The sequence below is a fragment of the Enterobacter sp. HG048 genome (genome assembly GCF_024702055.1).
In the GTDB taxonomy this organism is placed as follows: Bacteria; Pseudomonadota; Gammaproteobacteria; order Enterobacterales; family Enterobacteriaceae; genus Enterobacter; species Enterobacter dykesii.
This window is the reverse complement of record NZ_JANLIZ010000012.1, coordinates 55201-74065: the sequence shown is the minus strand read 5'-3', so window position 1 is coordinate 74065 and position 18865 is coordinate 55201. Positions and strand designations below refer to the sequence as shown.

General features: G+C 56.3%; 16 protein-coding genes. 11 read left to right on the top strand and 5 right to left on the bottom strand.

What is annotated here, in order from left to right:
- Window positions 1-81: 81 nt before the first annotated feature.
- Complete coding sequence (locus NUX24_RS14825) at window positions 82-1191, bottom strand: AI-2E family transporter (RefSeq protein WP_193804977.1); 1110 nt, start codon at window positions 1189-1191, stop codon at window positions 82-84.
- Between the two features lie 341 nt (window positions 1192-1532).
- Here NUX24_RS14825 and mmuP point away from each other — a divergent pair, with 341 nt between their 5' ends.
- From mmuP to tauD, 6 genes are all read left to right on the top strand, one after another.
- Window positions 1533-2933: an S-methylmethionine permease gene (mmuP, locus tag NUX24_RS14820; RefSeq protein WP_257832479.1), complete on the top strand. Its 1401-nt coding sequence runs from the start codon at window positions 1533-1535 to the stop codon at window positions 2931-2933.
- Complete coding sequence (gene mmuM / locus NUX24_RS14815) at window positions 2920-3852, top strand: homocysteine S-methyltransferase (RefSeq protein WP_257832477.1); 933 nt, start codon at window positions 2920-2922, stop codon at window positions 3850-3852. The genes mmuP and mmuM overlap by 14 nt, the downstream gene beginning before the upstream one ends.
- A gap of 178 nt (window positions 3853-4030) precedes the next feature.
- Window positions 4031-4993 (top strand): taurine ABC transporter substrate-binding protein, encoded by a 963-nt coding sequence (tauA, locus tag NUX24_RS14810; protein WP_063955276.1) that lies wholly within the window; start codon window positions 4031-4033, stop codon window positions 4991-4993.
- Between the two features lie 10 nt (window positions 4994-5003).
- Window positions 5004-5771: a taurine ABC transporter ATP-binding subunit gene (gene tauB, locus NUX24_RS14805; RefSeq protein ID WP_257832472.1), complete on the top strand. Its 768-nt coding sequence runs from the start codon at window positions 5004-5006 to the stop codon at window positions 5769-5771.
- Entirely contained in the window at window positions 5768-6595 is an 828-nt protein-coding gene (gene tauC, locus NUX24_RS14800; protein ID WP_126329135.1) for a taurine ABC transporter permease TauC, read from the top strand. The genes tauB and tauC overlap by 4 nt, the downstream gene beginning before the upstream one ends.
- Window positions 6592-7440, top strand: a complete 849-nt coding sequence (gene tauD / locus NUX24_RS14795) for a taurine dioxygenase (protein ID WP_257832469.1) — start codon at window positions 6592-6594, stop codon at window positions 7438-7440. Before tauC ends, tauD begins: the two co-directional genes overlap by 4 nt.
- A 63-nt stretch (window positions 7441-7503) precedes the next feature.
- On the opposite strand, the gene NUX24_RS14790 is transcribed toward tauD, so the two are convergent.
- Both NUX24_RS14790 and hemB read right to left on the bottom strand, forming a co-directional pair.
- The gene (locus tag NUX24_RS14790; protein WP_257832468.1) at window positions 7504-9204 is read right to left on the bottom strand and encodes a lysophospholipid acyltransferase family protein; all 1701 of its coding nucleotides are present in this window, start codon (window positions 9202-9204) and stop codon (window positions 7504-7506) included.
- A 72-nt stretch (window positions 9205-9276) separates the two neighbouring features.
- Complete coding sequence (gene hemB / locus NUX24_RS14785) at window positions 9277-10251, bottom strand: porphobilinogen synthase (RefSeq protein ID WP_028017695.1); 975 nt, start codon at window positions 10249-10251, stop codon at window positions 9277-9279.
- A 450-nt stretch (window positions 10252-10701) separates the two neighbouring features.
- On the opposite strand from hemB, the gene NUX24_RS14780 reads away from it, so the two are divergent.
- Window positions 10702-13476 carry an autotransporter outer membrane beta-barrel domain-containing protein gene (locus NUX24_RS14780; RefSeq protein ID WP_257832465.1) on the top strand — a complete coding sequence of 925 codons (2775 nt, stop codon included), beginning with the start codon at window positions 10702-10704 and terminating at the stop codon, window positions 13474-13476.
- 94 nt (window positions 13477-13570) lie between these two features.
- Window positions 13571-14194 (top strand): helix-turn-helix domain-containing protein, encoded by a 624-nt coding sequence (locus tag NUX24_RS14775; RefSeq protein ID WP_047650403.1) that lies wholly within the window; start codon window positions 13571-13573, stop codon window positions 14192-14194.
- Between the two features lie 2 nt (window positions 14195-14196).
- On the opposite strand, the gene ampH is transcribed toward NUX24_RS14775, so the two are convergent.
- Window positions 14197-15357 (bottom strand): D-alanyl-D-alanine-carboxypeptidase/endopeptidase AmpH, encoded by a 1161-nt coding sequence (ampH, locus tag NUX24_RS14770; RefSeq protein WP_047650404.1) that lies wholly within the window; start codon window positions 15355-15357, stop codon window positions 14197-14199.
- A 204-nt stretch (window positions 15358-15561) separates the two neighbouring features.
- Between ampH and NUX24_RS14765 the strand changes: the two genes are divergently transcribed.
- The 3 genes from NUX24_RS14765 (at window position 15562) to NUX24_RS14755 (ending at window position 18543) form a co-directional block, all read left to right on the top strand.
- Window positions 15562-16095 (top strand): isochorismatase family protein, encoded by a 534-nt coding sequence (locus NUX24_RS14765; RefSeq protein ID WP_126329133.1) that lies wholly within the window; start codon window positions 15562-15564, stop codon window positions 16093-16095.
- Between the two features lie 115 nt (window positions 16096-16210).
- Window positions 16211-17431, top strand: coding sequence for a peptide antibiotic transporter SbmA (gene sbmA / locus NUX24_RS14760; protein WP_047650406.1), 1221 nt, complete (start codon window positions 16211-16213; stop codon window positions 17429-17431).
- A gap of 14 nt (window positions 17432-17445) precedes the next feature.
- Window positions 17446-18543, top strand: a complete 1098-nt coding sequence (locus tag NUX24_RS14755) for a DUF1615 domain-containing protein (protein WP_257832461.1) — start codon at window positions 17446-17448, stop codon at window positions 18541-18543.
- Here NUX24_RS14755 and NUX24_RS14750 read toward each other — a convergent pair.
- Window positions 18540-18839, bottom strand: coding sequence for a DUF2755 family protein (locus NUX24_RS14750; protein WP_008503287.1), 300 nt, complete (start codon window positions 18837-18839; stop codon window positions 18540-18542). The two genes, NUX24_RS14755 and NUX24_RS14750, sit on opposite strands and share 4 nt — an antisense overlap.
- Between the last annotated feature and the right edge of the window lie 26 nt (window positions 18840-18865).

The following is an 18865-nucleotide window of genomic DNA, read 5'->3' as shown; positions in this document are numbered from 1 at the left end:
TCAAATTATAGAAAACGTCTGATTTAAGGCGAAAAAAAAGGCGGCACAGCGCCGCCTGGTATGGTGTATATCGTCACATCCTCACAATTCTGGAGGATTTTTTCCTTCTTCGATGAAGTCGGGGTCCAGCTCTTCGGCATTACCTTCGTGATCGCGCCCAGAGAAGAGGTTCCAGCAGGCGATAAACAGCGCGGCAATGAGCGGCCCGATCACAAAGCCGTTAATGCCGTACAGCTCCATGCCGCCGAGGGTGGAGATCAGAATCAGGTAGTCCGGCATTTTGGTGTCTTTCCCCACCAGCAGCGGGCGCAGAATATTGTCCACCAGCCCGACGATAATTACGAAGAAGCCGACAATAAACAGCCCTTGCCAAAGCTGATGGGTGGCGAACAGGAATATTGCGGCGGGCACCCAGACAATCGCCGAGCCGATGGCGGGCACCAGCGAGAGGAAGGCCATCAATGCGCCCCAGAGCACGCTGCCATCAATGCCTGCAATGGCAAACGCAATCCCGCCGAGCGTGCCCTGCACCACCGCGACCACCGCCGTGCCTTTTACCGTCGCCCGAGAAACGCCGACGAATTTGGCGAACAGGTGCTGTTTAGCGAAATCAGACAGCGGCAGGGAATCAAGGATCTGGCGCACCAGATAGGGGCCGTCTTTCAGCAGGAAGAACAGCAGATACAGCATGATGCCGAAGCTAATCGCAAAGCCAAACGTGCCTTTGCCGATCAGGAACGCGCTGCCGGCGAGATATTGCCCGCCCTGCAGGGCAACATCGGAGAGTTTTTTCTGGATCTGCGCCGCGTTGGTCAGGTTGTGATCCGCCAGGAAGCCGCTGGCCCAGTCAGGCAGATGGTTAAAGATGCTCGCCACCACTTCCGGGAACTGGGTGTTGTTCTCCTGGAGCTTCGTATACACCACGTTCAGCTCAATGGCGAGCGAGGAGAGGATCACCATCAACGGAATAAAGACGATCAGGCAGATAATGCCAATGGTCAACAGCGAGGCAAGCCCGTTGCGATCACCCAGCGCTGCGCGCAGCCTGTTTTTTACCGGGTTGAAGATGACGGTCAGAATGGCAGCCCAGAGTATCGCGGAGAAGTAGGGCGACAGCACGTCGAAGAAGGCCCAGGTCACGAGGGCAAGAATAAAGATAAAGAAACCTTTGGTCAGTCCGTTAAAGCGCATCAGTCAATCCTGGTTACTAAGAAACTGTGTCGACTATAGAACTGATTGTGAGAATTACCAACCTTGCGCCGAGTGTCAGGCAGTGTTGCGGTATGAATCCGCTCTTCACGGATACCACTTTCGACTGACCGAAGATCGCCGCTTCCCGCACCATGCTGTAAGTATCTGCTTGCGGAGGTGCTTATGGCCTGGCGTCCGATTCTCTATGTGATCCTCACAACCCACCCCAGACTCAGCGCGAGGCGTGCCCGTTTGCGTCTTGTCATCTAGCTTTTTATTAACAATCGCGGTATAACACACCTTCTTTGGATGTTTAGATGTCCATACGTATAGAAGGTAATATGCAAACACAACAAGAAAATGGGCAGCTTAAGCGCACCATGAAAACACGCCACCTGATTATGCTCTCGCTGGGCGGCGTGATTGGGACAGGGTTATTCTTCAATACCGGCTACATCATTTCAACGACCGGGGCGGCAGGGACGCTGCTGGCGTACCTGATAGGCGCGCTGGTGGTCTGGCTGGTGATGCAGTGTCTGGGCGAACTTTCCGTGGCGATGCCGGAAACCGGCGCGTTCCACGTCTATGCCGCCCGCTATCTTGGCCCGGCGACGGGCTACACCGTGGCGTGGCTCTACTGGCTCACCTGGACGGTGGCGCTCGGCTCGAGCTTTACCGCCGCCGGGTTCTGCATGCAGTACTGGTTCCCGCAGGTGCCCGTCTGGGCCTGGTGCGTGGTCTTCTGCGTGGTGATTTTTGGCCTGAACGTCATCTCGACGCGCTTCTTTGCTGAAGGCGAATTCTGGTTCTCCCTGGTCAAAGTCATTACCATCATCGCCTTTATTATCCTTGGCGGGGCGGTGGTCTTTGGCTTTATCCCGATGCAGGACGGTTCCCCCGCGCCGGGCTTAAGCAATATCACTGCCGAAGGCTGGTTCCCGCACGGCGGCCTGCCGATCCTGATGACCATGGTGGCGGTGAACTTTGCCTTTTCCGGGACAGAACTCATCGGCATCGCAGCGGGCGAAACGGAAAATCCGCACAAGGTGATTCCGGTTGCGATCCGCACCACCATCGCGCGCCTGATTATCTTCTTTATCGGCACCGTGTTTGTGCTGGCGGCGCTGATCCCGATGCAGCAGGCGGGGGTGGAAAAGAGCCCATTCGTGCTGGTATTTGAGAAGGTGGGGATTCCTTACGCGGCGGATATTTTTAACTTTGTGATCCTGACGGCGATCCTTTCGGCGGCGAACTCAGGGCTGTACGCGTCCGGGCGCATGCTGTGGTCGCTCTCTAATGAGAAAACACTCCCGCGCTGCTTTGCCCGGGTGAACAAAAACGGCGTGCCGCTGACGGCGCTCTCGGTTTCCATGCTCGGCGGCGTGCTGGCGCTGTTCTCAAGCGTCGTGGCCCCGGATACGGTCTTTGTCGCGCTGTCGGCGATTTCTGGCTTTGCGGTGGTGGCGGTGTGGATCAGCATCTGCGCGTCGCACTTCGTTTTCCGCCGTCGTCATCTGCAGTCCGGGCAGCCGCTCTCTGCGCTGCAGTACCGCGCGCCGTGGTATCCGCTGGTGCCGGTGCTTGGTTTTATCCTCTGCGTGGTGGCCTGTGTCGGCCTGTGGTTTGACCCAAGCCAGCGCATTGCCCTTTATTGCGGGATCCCGTTTGTCGCCCTGTGTTATGGTGCCTACTACCTGACCCGAAACATGACATCGCAGGAGCCTGAACATGTCGCAGAATAACCCGCTTATCGCCATCCTTGAAAAACAGCCGTTTGTGGTGCTGGATGGCGCGATGGCAACGGAGCTGGAAGCGCGCGGCTGTAACCTTGCAGACAGCCTATGGTCTGCCAAAGTGCTGGTTGAAAACCCGGATCTTATCCGCGAAGTGCATCTCGACTACTATCGAGTGGGCGCGCAGGTGGCGATCACCGCCAGCTATCAGGCCACGCCTGCGGGGTTTGCGGCGCGAGGTCTGGACGAGGCGCAGTCCCGCGCGCTGATTGGTAAAAGCGTGGAGCTGGCGCGTAAGGCACGCGAAGCGTATCTGGCTGAAAATCCGCACGCGGGTACGCTGCTGGTAGCGGGCTCCGTTGGGCCGTACGGCGCATATCTGGCGGATGGCTCAGAGTATCGCGGCGACTATGTGCGCAGTGCGCAAGAATTCACCACATTCCATCGTCCTCGAGTGGAAGCGCTGCTGGATGCGGGCGCAGACCTGTTAGCCTGCGAAACCCTACCATCCTTTGAGGAGATTAAGGCGCTGGCGGCGTTGCTGTCTGAATATCCCCGCGCCCGGGCGTGGTTCTCGTTCACCTTACGCGACAGCGAGCACCTGAGCGACGGTACGCCGCTGCGTGAGGTGGTCAGCGTACTGGCGAATTCTCCACACATTGTCGCGCTGGGCATTAACTGCATCGCACTGGAAAACACTACGGCGGCGCTGAAGCATCTGCAAAGCCTGACGTCGCTGCCGCTGGTGGTCTATCCGAACTCGGGCGAGCACTATGACGCGGTAACTAAAACCTGGCACCACCACGGCGAAGCGTGCGAGACGCTGGCGGGGTATCTGCCCCAGTGGCTGGACGCCGGAGCGAAGCTGATTGGCGGCTGCTGTCGCACCACGCCGAAGGATATTGCTGAGCTTACCGCGAAGCGCTGATGCCCTCACCCTGACCCTCTCCCACGGGGAGAGGGGAAAAAAACAACCGCACAAAACCAACTATCCTTTCCCGCTTTTTATCTAAAAACGAATCGTTATGAGCGATTCATTTTTATTCCTTTATCAAAATTCCCGCGCCGGAAATACTGCCCTCATAACAACAAGGGGAGCAGGCACTATGGCAATTTCATCGCGAATCACACTTCTCGGCGCACTGGCGCTGTGGGTATTTCAGGCGCAGGCGGTGGACGTCACCGTCGCCTATCAAACCTCTGCTGAACCGGCGAAAGTCGCGCAGGCGGACAACACCTTTGCCAAAGAGAGCGGCGCGAAAGTCGACTGGCGCAAGTTCGACAGCGGCGCCTCCGTGGTGCGTGCGTTAGCCTCCGGCGACGTGCAGATCGGCAATATCGGATCCAGTCCGCTGGCGGTTGCGGCCAGCCAGCAGGTGCCGATCGAGGTTTTCCTGCTCGCCTCGCAGCTCGGTAACTCTGAAGCGCTGGTGGTGAAGAAAAACATAACCAAACCTGAGGATCTGATCGGCAAACGCATCGCCGTGCCGTTTATCTCCACCACCCACTACAGCCTGCTGGCGGCGCTCAAACACTGGGGCATCAAGCCGGGTCAGGTACAAATTATCAACCTGCAGCCGCCGGCGATTATCGCCGCCTGGCAGCGCGGGGATATTGACGGGGCCTACGTGTGGGCTCCGGCCGTGAACGAGCTGGAAAAAGACGGTACCGTGCTGACCGACTCTGAAAAAGTGGGCCAGTGGGGCGCGCCTACCCTCGACGTGTGGGTCGTGCGCAAAGACTTCGCTGAGAAGCATCCAGAGGTGGTGAAAGCCTTCGCCAAAAGCGCGATTGACGCTCAGCAGCCTTACATCAGCAACCCGGATGAATGGCTGAAGCAGCCTGCTAACCTGGAAAAACTCTCCCGCCTGAGCGGCGTGCCGGAAGCGGACGTGCCGGGTCTGGTGAAAGGCAATACCTATCTGACGCCCGCGCAGCAGGTGCAGCAGCTGACCGGGCCGGTGAACAAAGCGATTGTGGATACCGCCACCTTCCTGAAAGAGCAGGGCAAAGTGCCTGCGGTGGCGGCGGATTACAGCCAGTACGTGACCGATCGTTTTGTGAAATAAGGAGTCCGCCATGCTGAATATTACGAACCTGTACGCCGATTACGGCGGTAAGCCCGCGCTGGAGGAGATCAACCTGACGCTGGACAGCGGTGAGCTGCTGGTGGTGCTGGGCCCGTCCGGGTGCGGAAAAACCACGCTGCTGAATCTGATCGCCGGGTTTGTCCCTTATCAGCATGGCACCATTCAACTGGAAGGCAAAAAGGTGGAAGGCCCGGGCGCCGAGCGCGGCGTGGTCTTCCAGAATGAAGGGCTTCTCCCCTGGCGCAACGTGCAGGAAAACGTGGCGTTAGGGCTGCAGCTTGCGGGCATCAACCGCGAAAAGCGGCTGGAAACGGCGCGGGCGATGCTGAAAAAAGTGGGGCTGGAAGGGGCGGAAAAACGCTTTATCTGGCAGCTTTCCGGCGGCCAGCGGCAGCGCGTAGGTATTGCCCGCGCGCTGGCAGCTAATCCGCAGCTGTTGCTGCTGGACGAGCCGTTCGGGGCGCTGGATGCCTTCACCCGCGAGCAGATGCAAACCCTGCTGCTGCGCCTGTGGCACGAGACGGGCAAGCAGGTGCTGTTGATTACCCACGATATCGAAGAGGCGGTGTTTATGGCGACGGAGCTGGTGCTGCTCTCGCCGGGGCCGGGCCGCGTGCTGGAGCGTTTGCCGCTGGATTTCGCCCGCCGCTACGTCGCGGGAGAACCCGTGCGCAGCATTAAGTCCGATCCGCTGTTTATCGAACAGCGTGAATACGTTTTAAGCCGCGTGTTTGAACAACGGGAGGCCTTCTCATGAGCATCGTCTTCAGTGAAAAAACGCGTCGCACGCGTCTGGCGCTGCGCTGGCCTTTCTCGCGCCAAATCACGTTGAGCGTCGGTACGCTGCTGGTGCTGCTGGCGGTGTGGTGGGCGGTTGCTGCCCAGCAGTGGATCAGCCCGCTGTTTCTGCCCCCGCCGGGCCAGGTGCTGGCCAAACTCATTACCATCGCCGGGCCGCAGGGCTTTATGGATGCCACGCTCTGGCAGCATCTTGGGGCAAGTCTGGCGCGTATTCTGGTGGCGCTTCTGGCTGCCGTCATCATCGGCATTCCCGTGGGTATTGCGATGGGGCTGAGCCCGACGGTGCGAGGCATCCTCGATCCGCTGATCGAGCTTTACCGCCCGGTGCCGCCGCTGGCCTGGCTGCCGCTGGTGGTTATCTGGTTCGGCATAGGTGAAACGCCCAAAGTTTTACTCATCTATCTGGCGATCTTTGCGCCGGTTGCAATGTCAACGCTGGAAGGCGTGAAGAGCGCCCAGCAGGTGCGGATCCGGGCGGCGCAGTCGCTGGGGGCCAGCCGCACGCAGGTGCTGCTGTTCGTGATTTTACCGGGCGCGCTGCCGGAAATTTTAACCGGGCTGCGCATCGGCCTCGGCGTGGGCTGGTCCACGCTGGTGGCGGCAGAGCTGATTGCGGCCACGCGCGGCCTTGGATTTATGGTGCAGTCGGCGGGAGAGTTCCTGGCGACTGACGTGGTGCTGGCAGGGATCGCGGCGATCGCCGCGATCGCCTTCGGATTAGAACTGGGGCTGCGCGCGTTACAGCGCCGCCTGACGCCCTGGCATGGAGAAATACAATGAGTGAACGTCTGACCATTACCCCGCTGGGGCCGTACATTGGCGCGCAGGTGTCGGGCCTGGATGTGACCCGTCCGCTGAGCGATAACCAGTTCGAGCAGCTGTACCACGCGGTGCTGCGTCATCAGGTCGTTTTCCTGCGCGAGCAGGCGATCACCCCGCAGCAGCAGCGCGCGCTGGCCCTGCGCTTTGGCGATCTGCATATCCACCCCGTCTATCCGCATGCGGAAGGTGTGGAGGAGATTATCGTTCTGGACACCCACAACGATAACCCGCCGGATAACGACAACTGGCATACCGACGTGACCTTTATCGAGACGCCGCCCGCCGGGGCGATTCTGGCGGCGAAGCTGCTGCCGGATACGGGGGGCGATACGCTGTGGGCCAGCGGGATTGCAGCGTATGAGGCGCTCTCCGCGCCGTTCCGGACGCTGCTGAGCGGGCTGAGGGCGGAGCACGACTTCAAAAAATCGTTTCAGGAATACAAGTATCGCAAAAGCGAAGAGGAGCATCAGCGCTGGCAGGAGGCGGTTGCGAAACATCCTCCGCTGCTGCACCCGGTGGTGCGGACCCATCCGGTGACGGGCAAACAGGCGCTGTTCGTGAACGAAGGGTTCACCACGCGCATTGTGGACGTGTCCGAGAAAGAGAGTGATGCGCTGCTGGGATTCCTGTTCGCGCATATTACTAAGCCGGAGTTTCAGGTGCGCTGGCGCTGGCAGGAGAATGACCTGGCGATATGGGATAACCGCGTGACGCAGCATTATGCCAATGCGGACTATCTGCCGCAGCGCCGGATTATGCAGCGGGCGACGATTTTGGGCGATAAGCCGTTTTACCGCCCTTGATCCTGTAGTACCCGTAGGCCGGGTGGCGGCTACGCCTTACCCGGCCTACAAAAAACTGCACGCTTAAAGGTGCGCCTCAATATACCGCTGGTAGCGGTTCGCCTTCAGGTAACACAAATCCACCAGCACCAGCCCGTCGACGCAGTTGTTGAACGCCGGGTCGCTGCCAAAATCAATAAACTGCACGCCGCCGGGCTCGCAAAGCTCGGAATATTGCTTGTAGAGCGGCGGAATGCCGCAGCCCAGATTGCCGAGCAGGGATTTCAGCTTTGTCAGGTCGTCTACGTAATCCACGCCGCCAAACTGCGCCAGCACGTCCGGCAGGGACGCGGGATACGGCTGGCGCGAGGCGGCTAGCGGATGCGTCGCCGGGAACCACAGACGGTAAAAGGCCACTAGCAGATCCCGCGCGGCTGGCGGTAACCCCCCGGAAATTGAGACCGGGCCAAACAGGTAACGATAGTTCGGATAACGCGCCAGGTAAGCCCCAATGCCGGACCATAAATAGTCCAGGCCGCGGCGTCCCCAGTAGCGCGGCTGAATAAAGCTGCGCCCCAGCTCAATGCCGTGCTCCAGCACGTCCTGCATTTTGTCGTCGTAGTGGAACAGGCTATAGCTGTACAACCCTTCCAGACCGCGACGTTCAACCTGTCTGGCGGTCGGCATAAAGCGATACGCGCCGACGATCTCCAGATCCTCATCATCCCACAGGATCAGGTGCAGATAATCATCGTCGTAGCAGTCGGTGTCCCGGCGCTTACCGCTCCCTTCCTCCACCGCGCGAAAGGCAATCTCGCGCAGGCGGCCCAGCTCGCGCAGCAGCGGAGCGTCTTCCTGACCGTTGCGCTGCCAAAGATAGATGGTTTTACCGTCGCTGGTATTGCCCAGACATTCGGCCTGCGCCAGCGCGCGTTTCAGGGTGGCCCGGTCTTCCGGACGGGCAATCGCGCACTGGGTTTTAAAGACGCCGGGCACTCCCTTGCCAAGACGCATCACGTGCTGACGGCACTGCTCGGCCATCTCACGCGACGAAAGGGTGGCGCTGTGCCAGTGATGCCACGCAATCTGCTGGCCGATTTTAATCGGTAGCTGGCCGTGGCGGCGGCGGAACATCTGCTGCATCAGTAACAGCATCGACAGCGTCGGGGAGACCAGCGTGCTGGCATAAAAGAGCAGGCTGTTATGCGCCTGAATATGCACCGGCAGCAGCGGGGCGCGCAGCTTGCTGGCGAGTTTGATAAAGCCGGAGTGCCATTTTTTATCGCGAATGCCTTTGCGCGTGGGGCGGGAAACTTCTCCGGCCGGGAAGAAGATCAGCACGCCCGCGTTTTGCAGATGCTGTTCCATCTGAACCAGGGACGATTTCGCCGTCCTGCCGCCCATATTGTCCACCGGAATAAACAGCGAGCTGAGGGGCTCAAGGTGAGTCAGCATCCGGTTGGTCACGACTTTAACATCGCGACGCACGCGGGAGACGGCGTACATCAGCGCCAGCCCGTCCAGCGTACCCGTCGGGTGGTTGGCAATAATGACCAGTGGGCCATGTTCGGGGATTTGTTCGAGATCGCGGGCGGAAACGGTGCAGAGAATATCAAGGTGTTCCAGAACTTGCTCCACCATATCCAGCCCTTTCAGGTGGCGGTGGGCTGCGGCAAATTGCTGAAATTCGTCTTCGTAAAACAGTCTTTTTAACAGACTTTTTTGCCAGGGTGCAGGCCTCGCCTGAGGCCAAAGATCGTCGAGAACGCTATCGAGGCTAAACATGGTTACTCCTCCTGCCGTCTTGCGAAGACAGTAGAAGGAGCAGATGTCGGTTGTATTGCAGTTTGGTGAAGATTAGCGGAGGATTTTTTTCTCAGCCAGATCCAGCGCGAAGTAGCTGAAGATCAGATCCGCGCCTGCGCGTTTGATGGCGCCGAGGCTTTCGAGGACCACTTTCTCTTCGTCAATCGCACCGGCCAGCGCGGCGAATTTGATCATCGCGTACTCGCCGCTGACCTGGTAAGCGCCCAATGGCAGCTCGGTGCGCTCGCGAATGTCGCGCAGGATATCAAGATACGCACCAGCCGGTTTCACCATCAGGCAGTCTGCGCCTTGGGCTTCATCAAGCAGGGATTCACGAATGGCTTCCCGACGGTTAAGCGGGTTCATCTGATAGGTTTTACGATCGCCCTTCAGCGCTGTGCCCGCAGCTTCACGGAACGGGCCGTAGAAGGAGGAGGCAAATTTGGTGGAGTAAGACATGATGGCGGTGTCGGTAAAGCCCGCCGCGTCCAGCGCCTGACGGATCGCCTGAACCTGTCCGTCCATTGCGGCAGAGGGCGCGATGAAGTCCGCACCCGCAGCGGCAGCCACAACCGCCTGCTTGCCGAGGTTAAGCAGGGTAGCATCGTTATCCACGCCGTGATCGCACAGCACGCCGCAGTGGCCGTGAGAGGTGTATTCGCAGAAGCAGGTATCTGACATTACCACCATTTCCGGCACGGTCTCTTTGCAGATGCGGGACATGCGGGCGACGAGACCATCTTCCTTCCACGCGTCGCTGCCGGTGGCATCGGTATGGTGAGAGATGCCGAAGGTCATCACCGAGCGGATCCCCGCGTTGGCGATACGTTCGATCTCACGCGCCAGATATTTCTCCGGAATGCGCATTACGCCCGGCATGGCTTCGATGGCTTTGTAGTCATCGATCTCTTCTTCGACAAAAATCGGCAACACCAGATCGTTTAAGGTCAGGGTTGTCTCTTCAAACATAGCGCGCAGTGCAGGTGACTTGCGCAGGCGGCGGGGACGTGCAATTAAATCGGTCATGGTATGCCTGATGTTTGTGGAACAAAGAAGGCTAGTGTACCGCAAAGTGAAGCCAGGTGTTTTACTAAAGTGGGCATTTTGTTTTTGCGAAATGCGGCAGATCGGGTTTCATATCATCAGTATATAATACCGTTCAGGATATTATTGAAAGGAGGTGAGATATTCGTGTTGTTTCTATATTAATGGGTATGCATCATTAAAAATGATTTATTATTTGTTATTATATGTTTTGCATTGGTGTACCTGTATTTTAACTTTTTGTTTTTATAATATTAATCTCGAGTGACCCATGCGTTTGTCGCTTTTGAAGTGTTATTAGTCTGAATACGGACTTAATGGAAACATTCATTGAACCTTTTTCAAATGAAACTGCATAATTCCCTCCGCAATTAGATGTTGCAAATTCAATGATGGACAAACTTGCTTACGTCCCTGAGGAGGGATGACCCAATGCAAACATGGAAAAAGAAACTCGTTGTATCTCAACTTGCATTAGCCTGCACACTGGCTATCGCTTCTCAGGCCAATGCGAAGGATATTTCCGGTACGACCTATAATACATTCGGATACGATAATACCGCTTCCACTCCCTGGTATTATGGCTATGCCGATTGGGATTACTCAGACGCGACACACGACGGTGATATTTATCCGGTGATTAATAAAAGCACCGTGAATGGCGTTATTTCAACATACTATCTGGATGATGGCATCAATGGCCGGGCAAATGCGTTAAGTATTTCCAACAGTACTATTAATGGCATGATTACCTCGGAGTGTATGACTTCCTCGTGTGCGGACGGTCTGGATACCGATGGCACCAACCATTCTCAATACGATCGTTTTAGCCTGACCGTTGATAATTCCACCATTAACGATACCTATGAGCATTATGCGTATGACGTCGTGAATGGGGAAAATACGGAAAGACACTATCTGGACACGTATAATCTGGGTAATGCGATTACCCTGGATGTGGAGTCCGATATTGTTATCCAGAATAATTCCCACATTGCCGGTATTACCCTGACGCAGGGGTATCAGGAACTGGATAACACTCCTTACGACGGTATTGAAGGCGTAGCCAACAGCAGCAAAGTATTTACAGACACGCTGGTGGTGAAAGACTCCGTTCTGACCTCAGGCGCATACAGCGATCTGGGGACCAGCGGGTTCTACGGTCAAACCGCGAAGCCTGGCGACTACGGTGAAACGAATGCCACGGCAGCGGATGATGCGGCGCTGATCGTTGCTGCTAGCGCGTCTGATAACGCGATGCAGACCACTGCCACGTTCGATCACTCCACCGTTACTGGCGATATTCTTTTCTCCAGCACCTTCGACAACAACTTCTATCCGAACGGCGATCCGGCAACCGATACCACCGACGATGGCATCTACAACCCAACCACCAACGGCTGGGATGGCACCGATAAGCTGGATGTGACTCTCACCAACGGCAGCAAATGGGTCGGCGCAGCGCAGTCCAGCGTCGAGGCTATCGGTACTGCGCAGATGTATGGCCAGGGCTACAGCAACGTAGACTGGAGCACTCTATCCCCTAACAGCATTTGGCCGGACTCCACCTATGACAGCAACGGACACGTTACGGGTGAAGCGGTATATCAGAGCGGGCTGTTTAACATCGCGCTGGATAACGGCTCAGAGTGGGATACCCGCAAGCTTTCTAATATCGACACGCTGACGGTAAACAACCAGTCTCAGGTTAACGTTGAAGACTCTGGTCTGCTGGCGGACTCCATCACCCTGACCAATGCTTCATCAATGAATATTGGGGACAGCGGTGGCGTGGCGACCGACCATCTGTATCTGGACAGCTATAGCCGTGCGGCACTGACGGAAGAAACGGCCGAACTGTATGCCAACACCATCACCGTGGATAGCGGTGCTGAGCTGGCGCTGGGGCTGGGTCAGGTTGATACGCATAATCTGGAACTGACCGATGGCGGGGTACTTAACGTTGCCAGCCGTGATTACGTCCTGAACAGCGATCTGAACAACGCACGCTATATCACTAACGATAAGTACAATGCCGACTACGACTACGGTGTTGTGGCGATGAACTCAGATGGCCATCTGTCAGTGAACGGTGACGTGGCAGGTAACTACCAGGTACGCATCGACGATGCGACCGGTGCAGGTTCCGTTGTTGATTACAAAAACAAAGAGATTATTCGCGTCTATGACAATAACGCGGATACCACTGCCAGCTTTACTGCCGCAAACAAAGCGGATTTAGGTGCTTACACCTATCAGGCACAGCAGCAGGGTGACGCCGTTGTCCTTCAGCAGAAAGAGTTGACCGACTCTGCGAATATGGCGCTGAGCATCCCATCAGCCAATACCAATATCTGGAATCTGCAGCAGGATTCCGTTGGCACGCGTCTGACCAACAGCCGTCACGGCCTGGCGGATAACGGCGGGGCGTGGGTGAGCTACTTCGGCGGCAACTTCGACGGTGACAATGGCGTTATCAGCTACGACCAGGACGTGAGCGGTATTATGGTGGGTCTTGATACCCAGATTGACGGTAATAATGCGAAGTGGATCGTCGGTGGGGCGGCAGGTTTCGCGAAAGGTGATATCAGCGATCGTACCGGTCAGGTCGATCAGGATAGTCAGACGGCGATGATCTACGCGTCTGCGAAGTTCATGAACGATCTGTTCCTCGACAGCTCCCTGAGCTACACCCGCTTCAACAGCGATCTCTCCGCTAACATGAGCAACGGTCAGTATGTTGACGGCAATACCACTAATGATGCTGTTGGTTTTGGGCTGAAGCTGGGCTATGACTGGAAACCAAACCTCTCTGGCTACGTTACGCCATATGCAGCCGTATCTGGCCTGTTCCAGTCTGGTGATGATTATCGTCTGAGCAATGACATGCGCATGGATGGGCAATCTTACGATAGCCTGCGTTATGAACTCGGTGTTGATACGGGCTACACCTTCAACTACGGCGGTGAACAGGCCCTGACGCCTTACTTCAAACTGGCCTACGTCTATGACGACGCCGATAACAATGCCGATATTAACGGTGACAGCATTGATAACGGCGTGAAAGGTTCCGCTGTTCGCGTTGGGCTGGGCACTCAGTTCAGCTTCACGAAGAACTTCAGCGCTTACACGGATGCCACTTATCTGGGCGGCGGTGACGTTGACCAGAACTGGGGCGCAAATCTGGGTGTGAAATATACCTGGTAATGAATAAAAGCGGGGGAGTAGTTATCTCCCCCACTTTTTATAGAAGTAATAAAAATAATATTGAACCGACAAATACGGATGTCTTGAGGTCTGCATGAACGTTAATGCGAAACCGCTTTCTGAATTACGCCGGCTCGAACAGTATTTAACAGCGGCCAGTACCCCTTTTACATGTGCGCCCCAGCAATTAATTACGTCAGGCGAATGGAATGAGCCTTGTACGATCGTATTACAAACCGGTGTTATTGAGGTTTATCGTTCTTCTGATGAGCTTTTGGTAGGGATTGCGACAGCCCCTTTTATTTTCGGTCTGTCTACGGTGATGATTAATCACTCTCAGGAATACAGGGTGATGGCTAAAACGGTCTGTACCGGTTTTTATTTGCCCACGGAAACCACCCGTCAGCTCATCCAGCAGTATTCACTCTGGAAAGAGGCCTTCTGCTGGTTATCCTGGATAAATTACATTCTTGAGAAACGCGATAAGCAGCTGGTTGGAAATAACTCCTATCACCAGATCCGCTCGATGCTGTTGAATATGGCGGAATGGGATGAAACGCTGCGTTCAAAAATCGGTGTGATGAATCATATTCAACAAAGCACACGAATTTCACGTTCCGTTGTTGCCGAAGTTCTTGCCGCTCTGAGGCAAGGAAACTATATCAATATGAGCCGGGGCAAGCTGGTCAGCATTAACCGCTTGCCCACGGAATATTAAATTTAGTTAGATGCGGTGAGCACCTGGGCCTTATTGGCGCTCAGTTCTGCCACCAGGTTATTAATCCCGTCACTCATATTGACGAAACGCGTATGCGGGGAGCGGGTGACCACCACAAACGCGCCGACGTTTGACTGCGGGATCATGGCCATATAGGTGATGAATCCGCCGCCGCCGCCGGTTTTCTGAATAATACCCGGACGGCCATTTTTCGGCGCCATATAGACCCAGCCCAGGCCGAGCGCATCGGCTTTACCCGGCACGTCCATCCCGATGACGCGGTGCAGTTGAGTACGCTGATAAATCAGGGTCTGCATGCGATCGGCCTGGCTGGTGCGAGCGTAGAAATCTGAGGAGAGGAACTGCTGCATCCAGCGCATCATGTCGCCAGGCGTGGAATAGACCCCGCCGCTGCCCACGGCCGCGAGCGTGTTATTGCAGGGGCTGGCGCCTTTCTCCGCCACCATCAGGCGACGGCACTGATCCGGGGATGGGGTAAAGGTAGTGTCTTTCATACCCAGCGGACGGGTTATCTGCTCTTCAAACAGCTGCGTGTAGGGTTTGCCAGCCGCCGTTGAAAGGGCGTCCGCCAGCAGGTCAAAGGCCAGGTTTGAATAAGAGGCCTGCGAACCCGGAGCCGCCTTCAGCGTGGCGGTACTCAGGTAGCTCCAGCGCTGTTCGCGCGTAGGCCAGACAAATACGTCACGGTGCGCTGCCCCGCCTGGCTGCTCACGCGGCAGGGCGCTGGTGTGAGTGGCAAGATTCACAAGCCGAATCGGCGTACCCTGCCAGGTTGGAACCCGGGCGCCTGGAGGCGCGTATTTGCTGAGCGGGTCGTCGAGTTTCACCACGCCCTGGTCGAGCAGTTTCACCAGCATTTCGCTGGTCATCAGCTTGGTTAAGGACGCGATGCGGATAACGGAATCCAGCTGCGGGTGAACGTTATTTCCTGGTCGCGTTTCGCCAAAGCTGCGGAACACACGCTGGTTGCCGTCGATGACGACCATCGCCATCCCGGTCGCGCCGCTGCCGTAATAGATAAGGTTCGCGTAGCGATCGGCAATATCTGAAGCTAAAACGGGCGCCGTCAGCGGTTGGGCTGCCTGGGCGGTAGAAAAGCTCACCGCACACAGCGCGGCAAAAGAGAGCAGACAACGTTTCAACGAAAAGCATCCATGAAGTGTATGAGGAAAGTAATGGGTATTTATACTACTAAACGGTACCGCGCAATGCCCCGAATTGCATAACGATAGCGAGAAAAACGTAACCATGGGTAAATATGAACAATTTACTGACGAGCCATCTCCCATTTTGTGACATCGGGCTTATGATAGGCACCAGTGTCACTCAATCTTACGGAGAACGGTATGTCTGAGAAGCGTGTGGTTATGGTTGTCGATATGCAGAACGGGGTATTTGAAACCCCTCGTCATCAGCGCGAAAAGTGTGTCTCTCTGATCAACCAGCTTACGCAGGCAGCCGACAAGGTGATTTTTATTCAGCATACCGAGGCCGGGGGGCTGGAAGAGGGAAGTGAAGGCTTTGCGTTACTGCCTGAACTCCATCAGCCTGCTGACGCGCTTTACGTCACAAAAACCGCCTGTGATGCCTTCTATAACACCGCGCTTGAGGCGCTGCTGCGTGAGCAGGGCATTCGCGAGTTTGTCATCTGCGGCTGCGCCACCGATTACTGCGTTGACGCGACGATAAAGAACGGCGTCAGCCGGGGTTATCACATCACCGTGGCGGAAGATGCCCATACCACATCCAACCGCCCGGCTGCTGAAGCACAGATCCTGATTAACCATCACAACGACGTCTGGCGTAACTTCATCGCGCCGGCGAATCCTCTCGCGGTGAAATGCACCGAAACAATTCTCGAAAACTGGAAAGCGAACTAATAATCAACCCTCGGGTCTGACCTTTTTGCCTGAGTCGGGAGGCTGGCCTGGGCACGTTTTTCGTGTGGTAACGTGTTGTGCACAGCAACAGCCATAACAACAAGAAGGAAGCATTATGTTTAAGTCTTTTTTCCCAAAGCCGGGGCCTTTTTTCCTGTCGGCATTTATTTGGGCACTCATCGCCGTCATTTTCTGGCAGGCAGGCGGCGGCGCATGGCTGACGCGCATCACGGGGGCAACGGGCGAGGTGCCGATTAGCGCGGCGCGCTTCTGGTCGCTGAGCTATCTGCTGTTTTACGCCTACTACATGGTATGCGTGGGGCTGTTTGCGCTGTTCTGGTTTATGTATTCTCCGCACCGCTGGCAGTATTGGTCAATTCTTGGCACATCGCTGATTATCTTTGTCACCTGGTTCCTCGTGGAAGTGGGCGTGGCGGTTAACGCCTGGTATGCGCCGTTCTACGATCTGATCCAGACCGCGCTGAGCTCGCCGCATAAGGTGACCATCAACCAGTTCTACCATGAAGTTGGGATCTTCCTCGGTATCGCCTTGATTGCGGTGATCATCGGCGTGATGAACAACTTCTTCGTCAGCCACTACGTTTTCCGCTGGCGTACCGCGATGAACGAACATTACATGGCGCACTGGCAGCACCTGCGCCATATCGAAGGCGCCGCGCAGCGTGTGCAGGAAGACACCATGCGTTTTGCCTCCACCCTTGAAGACATGGGCGTAAGCTTTATCAACGCCATCATGACGCTGATCGCCTTCCTGCCCGTGCTGGTAACGCTCTCTGCGCATGTGCCGGATCTGCCGATTGTTGGTCATCTTCCGTATGGTCTGGTGATTGCCGCGATCGTCTGGTCGCTGATGGGTACGGGCCTGCTGGCGGTGGTGGGGATCAAACTGCCGGGTCTGGAGTTTAAAAATCAACGCGTGGAAGCCGCTTACCGTAAAGAGCTGGTTTACGGTGAAGATGATGCCAACCGCGCCTCGCCGCCTACCGTCCGCGAGCTGTTTGGCGCCGTACGTCGTAACTACTTCCGACTCTACTTCCACTATATGTATTTCAACATCGCGCGTATCTTATATCTTCAGGTGGATAACGTTTTCGGTTTGTTCCTGCTGTTCCCGTCGATTGTTGCGGGTACGATTACGCTCGGTCTGATGACGCAGATCACCAACGTTTTCGGTCAGGTTCGCGGGTCGTTCCAGTACCTGATCAGCTCCTGGACCACCCTGGTAGAACTGATGTCTATCTATAAACGTTTACGCAGTTTTGAACGTGAGCTGGACGATCGTGACCTGCAGGAAGTCACCAACACATTTAGCTAATACAGGAAGTTGCTATGTCTTTTGCCGTACCGCGTGCGTTACCGTTGTCCTTGCTGGCCGCTTTTGTGCTGGCAGGCTGTGCCGAAAAAGGGGCTGCTCCGCTCAAAAAGGGGGAGAAGCCCGTCGATGTGGCGAGCGTTGTGCGGCAGAAAATGCCCGCCAGCGTAAAGGATCGCAATGCGTGGGCAGATGCGCTGGCAAAAACCTTTGAAAGCCAAAAGATTGCGCCGACCGAGGAGAATATCTGCTCGGTGCTGGCGGTGGCGCAGCAGGAGTCGATGTACCAGTCAGACCCGGTCGTGCCGGGTCTTAACAAAATTGCCTGGAAAGAGATCGACCGCCGCGCGGAATCTATGCATATCCCGGTGTTCCTCGTGCATACCGCGCTTAAAATCACCTCGCCGAACGGCAAAAGCTACAGCGAACGGCTGGACGCGGTGAAAACCGAAAAACAGCTTAGCGCCATCTTTGATGATTTCATCAGTATGGTCCCGATGGGGCAGAAGCTGTTTGGCTCACTGAACCCGGTCCACACCGGTGGCCCGATGCAGGTGAGCATTGCGTTCGCGGAGAAGCATACCGACGGCTACCCGTGGAAAATCGACGGTACGGTACGTCAGGAGGTCTTCTCCCTGCGCGGTGGGCTGTGGTTCGGCACGTATCATCTGCTGAACTATCCGGCGAACTACAATGAGCCGCTGTACCGCTTTGCCGACTTTAACGCGGGCTGGTATGCCAGCCGTAATGCGGCATTCCAGAGTGCGGTCAGCCGCGCAAGCGGCGTTAAGCTGGCGCTGGACGGCGATCTCATCGCTTACGGCAGCAGCGAGGCGGGAAGCACCGAGCGGGCGATACGGAAATTATCGACAGCCCTTGATATGAGCAACAGCGACATTCGCCGTCAGCTTGAGAAAGGCGACAGCCTGGCCTTTGAGAAAACGGATCTGTACAGGAAGGTGTTTGCGCTTGCGGAGCAGAAAAGCGGGAAAACGTTACCGAGGGCTATCCTGCCGGGCATTCAGCTGGAGAGCCCGAAGATCACGCGTAACCTGACCACTGCATGGTTCGCAAAACGCGTGGACGATCGCCGGGCGAGCTGTATGGGGCTTTAACGGCGACGGCGAAAGCGCAGCACTAAGGCCACAACGCCCAGAATCATACATCCCGCGAGGAAGGGGATCAGGCCGAACAGGGTACTGACGCCAAAGCCAATCTCAACCCGCGGGCGTCCGTTATCCTGCACCTGCATCAGGTGTTCATAAACGCCAGGCGCATGGACCAGCATATTAAGCAGCTGGGAACCGGCCCAGAAGCAGAACAGGACAAACAGGGCATAAGCGATATTACCCGCCGTGGAGGTTTTTGGTTTGCCGCCAAAAATCGGTTTCGACAATGTAAAGTCAGCCATATGACCTCCCGAAATATCACTCTGAT